This is a genomic window from Oleiphilus sp. HI0128 (assembly GCF_001635365.1).
The window spans coordinates 1-3,704 of record NZ_LWGG01000818.1 but is presented as its reverse complement, the minus strand read 5'-3'; the positions used below and the strand labels follow the sequence as shown (position 1 = coordinate 3,704).

Below are 3,704 nucleotides of genomic sequence, written 5' to 3'. Positions count from 1 at the left end.
GACCCCTTGGCCTTCTTCCACCGTTTAATGTCTACCTACCCGGACATAGTGGAATTCCACATCCCTTTTAACAATATGGCGCTTGTCACAAGTGGTGACTTAAGCCACCAAATTCTTGTAAGCCAAGCAAAAAAATTTAGAAAGTCAGACCGAGACGTTGCTGTCATGGGAACCGTTTTGGGAAAGGGGCTGATAACAAACAATGACCTTGCTAATCATAAGACTCAAAGGAAATTAGTACAGCCAGGCTTCCACTTCCGTAGAATTGAGTCTTACGCTAAAACTATGAGCGATTATACAAGCAGAATGACGCAAGATTGGAAGGCGGGTAACAGGGATATTGCTGATGATATGTTCAAGCTGACAATGTATATCGTCAGCAAGACTCTGTTTGATACAGATATGGAACATATGCAAAGCAATGCAAATAATATTGGTGAAACAATGCACATCGTTCAAACGGAAACTAACAAACGGTTTCAGCAGGCTTTAGTTTTTCCTGACTGGGTTCCCACCCGAGGAAACCGTCGCTTGGTCGCTGCCAAAAAGGCATTGCACAAAACAATTAGCAGTATGATAGAAACAAGAAAGAACTCAGACTTAACAAATGCTGATAAAAAACCAGATATGATGTCAATGCTGCTCGAAGCTAAATACGAAGACGGAAGCAGCATGCCAACCGAGCTCGTGATGGATGAACTAATCACACTATTTACCGCAGGCCATGAAACAACATCAAATGCCTTAAGTTGGACATTCTACTTGCTCGCTCTACATCCAGATATTCAGGCAAAGCTTCATGCCGAGTTAGACAGTGTTTTAAACGATCAAGACGCTCAGTTTGAACACCTAGGTGAGCTTAACTATACTGATATGGTCATTAAGGAATCAATGCGCTTGTTACCGCCAGTCTGGACGCTAAACAACCGACAAGCCAATGACGACATTGACATAGGCTCATATCATATTCCCAAAGATAAAGTTATCTTCCTATCACCTTATGCGAACCACTTAAACCCACGTTATTTTGAAAACCCGAACCGCTTCGATCCAGAGCGTTTTTCACCAGAAAACGAGAAAAACATACCAAAGCATGTTTATATACCTTTTGGCTCGGGGCCACGATTTTGCATTGTGCAATCATTTGCGATGATGGAAGCGAAAATAATACTTGCAACAATTATGAGAAGATTCGAAGTCGAATTAGATGAAAACAATGTGTTTGACCCTCAACCTCTCATTACGCTCTCGAATAATAAGGGCATGCAAGTTAAACTAAAAAGCCGAGATAATTAGAGACTTTGCTAATGAAAACTGCGATGGCGCGTCATATTCTTGTAAAAGATGAGCAAACTGCCAACACGATAAAACAAGCCTTGGCTAAAGGGGGTGACTTTGCAAAACTGGCGCGCAAGCACTCTAGCTGCCCTAGCAAAAAGAATGGTGGCGACTTAGGCGAAATTCGGCCTGGTGACTTAGTTAAGCCCGTTGAACAAGTAATTTTCAAAAAAGCATTAAAGACCGTTCACGGTCCAGTAAAGTCAAAATTTGGCTATCACCTGATCGAAGTTTACTTTCGAGGCTAAGATAACAACTAAAAGCTGCCTAAAGCTGCTTTTAGTTGTTATCTTAGATTGACAGCCCTCGTAAGACATTAGCACCAATATCGCCATTAGCACCGATCACCAAAACTTTCATTGTAGATCCTTATTATTCTCTTTTACCTTCCTTGCTATTTCATATGCCAGATTAATGGTCCGCGTTGCATGCACCGGCCTGTTGGGATTCAAGATACGCTTTTACATCCTCGGCGTAACGTTCCTCAACGGGCACAAACTCACCACGTTCATCATCAAAAGCCCTTACGTCTCCGGCACCAATATCGTAGGTCCAGGCATGTAGCTGAATTTTATTGGTAGAAAGTTTGGCAGCAACATGAGGGTGGGTCTTTAAATGCTGCAACTGAAGCAAAACGTTTTCATCAATCAACATAGCCAGACGTTCATCATGGGAGCCCTCTGGCAGCTTTTCCATAACAATCTGATGCGCAGCCTTTGAGTAGCTGAGCCATTGTGTCACATGAGGAAGGTTAGTGAGCGAGTCAGGGTCCATCACGCCGGCCATTGCCCCACAACAGGTGTGTCCACACACAATAATATGTTTGACTTCAAGAACGGCAACAGCATACTCAATCGTTGCCGTGGTACCACCAGTATAGTTGCTATGCGGTGGAACAATATTGCCTGCATTTCGACATATGAATAGTTCCCCTGGTTCCGTCTGAACTAAAAGGTTTGGGTCAATACGAGAATCAGAGCATGTAATAAAAAGAGCTTCTGGATGCTGCCCTTTCACAAGTTGATCGAATAGTTCTTTCTTCTGAGGGTACACTTCGGTTTTGAATCGTACGATTCCACTGGCTATTTTTGGCATATCAATTCTCTATAACTCAATTAACGTGTTGAATAATAGCTTTCTCAACCGGTATAGGGAAGCGATATAGCAAGGAAAAGCCCTAACTAATTTTTTATGTTCGAGCGCCCTATTTTGACGCATAAAAAAACAGGCTCGCGCCTGTTTTTTTATGTATAACAACGTAGAGGGCTTAGTTTCTCGCGGTAATTGTATAGCTGGAATCTGGATGATACTTGATATCAGACATGTAAATGCTTCCCATAGTTGGGCCGCTAGTATTTCCTTTAACTCGAATATTCTCCATGCTAATTCGAGCAATTTCTGTCGGCATATATATTTTTATACCGCCTTCGTCAGTAATTTCTATAGGCCCTCTTCCTTCCTGGTATTTCAAACCCTCAATAGAAATATCTGCTTCAATCAGGTTAGATATCGGACCAACACCTGCCATGGTTAATACACTGTCCGCTAACTCATAAGCCACTTGCTCATCCTTCGGCTCTTCATATTCATCTTCGTCGTTATATTTATGCTGAAAACCGGCAACCGCTCCGTCAGCATTCTGACCGATGCTAAGCCCCATACCTGGTATTGGACCGAACCCTTGGGCATTAACACCTGCCAAAGCTTCGTCATCAAGCATCTGCATGCCGCCAAACTTACCTAACTGTTCTCGTGTTAGCTCAGCGCTACTGGTGTTATTAATTGGTAAAGCTGCAGCGGGACTCGCAGCCATAGCAAGCATCGGTTGAAACGGCGCCGCAGCCAAAGCAACAAATGCTGCAGTGTAACGGTAACGAGACTGATGCTTAAGTGTTCTATTTAGCTCTTTCTCACTAATCCAGCCTTGCTTAATTAAGACCTCACCAAGCATCATGTTCTCGGAGACTTGAAGCTGAAGTGCTTGATCAAGTTGCGCTTCGCTAATATAACCGCGGTTTACTAATAAGCGCCCAAGTCTGGATTTTGCTATTTGCTCATTATGCTTAGTCATACTTCCCCCGGGATAGTCGATCTTTATCTTATTAAGGTACTCTGAATCATTAATGGCTTATTAAAATATATACAGCCACCTAAGTAGTTGGTGAAATAATGGCCAGAAAAAGCCAATTTGTATGTGGGAGATTGATTTCGGTCAGTAACAAGATGTTATCCTGTGTCTATTCATGTGAATAGACACCGTTTTTGCTTTATACTAAGCACCGAAAATATTCATAGCTTGCTGATTTAATTAACCTTTCCCAATTAATTTATATAGAGTTGAAATACACACCATGAGAAATTCCAAT

4 protein-coding genes are annotated in these 3,704 nt (G+C 42.3%); 2 read left to right on the top strand and 2 right to left on the bottom strand.

Translation table 11 applies throughout. The annotated features are described in order from the left end of the window. Both A3763_RS12295 and A3763_RS12290 read left to right on the top strand, forming a co-directional pair. Positions 1-1,296: cytochrome P450 (locus tag A3763_RS12295; RefSeq protein ID WP_156495066.1), on the top strand; the 1,296-nt coding region annotated here is incomplete at its 5' end. 11 nt (positions 1,297-1,307) lie between these two features. After that, positions 1,308-1,586: a peptidylprolyl isomerase gene (locus tag A3763_RS12290; protein WP_068508461.1), complete on the top strand. Its 279-nt coding sequence runs from the start codon at positions 1,308-1,310 to the stop codon at positions 1,584-1,586. A 163-nt stretch (positions 1,587-1,749) separates the two neighbouring features. Here A3763_RS12290 and A3763_RS12285 read toward each other — a convergent pair whose 3' ends face one another. Then, complete coding sequence (locus A3763_RS12285; RefSeq protein WP_068508463.1) at positions 1,750-2,433, bottom strand: carbonic anhydrase; 684 nt, start codon at positions 2,431-2,433, stop codon at positions 1,750-1,752. A gap of 172 nt (positions 2,434-2,605) precedes the next feature. Next, positions 2,606-3,409 (bottom strand): hypothetical protein, encoded by an 804-nt coding sequence (locus A3763_RS12280; protein WP_068633128.1) that lies wholly within the window; start codon positions 3,407-3,409, stop codon positions 2,606-2,608. Between the last annotated feature and the right edge of the window lie 295 nt (positions 3,410-3,704).

Coding starts and splice junctions, on each gene's coding strand:
- A3763_RS12285 (WP_068508463.1), bottom strand. CDS start 2,433: ATGCCAAAAATAGCCAGTGGAATCGTACGATTCAAAACCGAAGTGTAC.
- A3763_RS12280 (WP_068633128.1), bottom strand. CDS start 3,409: ATGACTAAGCATAATGAGCAAATAGCAAAATCCAGACTTGGGCGCTTA.
- A3763_RS12290 (WP_068508461.1), top strand. CDS start 1,308: ATGAAAACTGCGATGGCGCGTCATATTCTTGTAAAAGATGAGCAAACT.